2 protein-coding genes are annotated in these 322 nt (G+C 44.7%); both read right to left on the reverse strand.

All coding sequences use genetic code 11. The annotated features are described in order from the left end of the window. Positions 1 to 128: IS1/IS1595 family N-terminal zinc-binding domain-containing protein (locus LEPBO_RS41360; protein WP_315881775.1), on the reverse strand; the 128-nt coding region annotated here is incomplete at its 3' end. Between the two features lie 60 nt (positions 129 to 188). After that, positions 189 to 322: IS1 family transposase (locus LEPBO_RS41365; RefSeq protein WP_225903991.1), on the reverse strand; the 134-nt coding region annotated here is incomplete at its 5' end.

Genomic DNA, 322 nt, shown 5'->3' on the forward strand with positions numbered 1-322 from the left:
AAGATAAATGATCGTCTCGAACACTCTAAGTTACGGCAACAATACCGTTGTTTTCCAGCAGCACTGCGACCATGCTTAACGACATCCACACTCTGGCAATCGGGACATTGAACAGGTTCTAGGACCATCTCGACTCAGCCCTCTAACACATCGTTTTCATTCTGCCATATATCCACATATCTAGAACACTACCCTGCTCGCCCGAACTCATGACGATTGATGAATAATCCAATCACAGTATCATGCATCTTCTCAGTCTTGGAAAAACAGATCGTCTTTCTGGCAAGCCGCTTGATCCGAGTTCTCAAAGTTAGATGTTTCC

Source organism: Leptolyngbya boryana PCC 6306 (genome assembly GCF_000353285.1).
GTDB lineage: Bacteria > Cyanobacteriota > Cyanobacteriia > Leptolyngbyales > Leptolyngbyaceae > Leptolyngbya > Leptolyngbya boryana.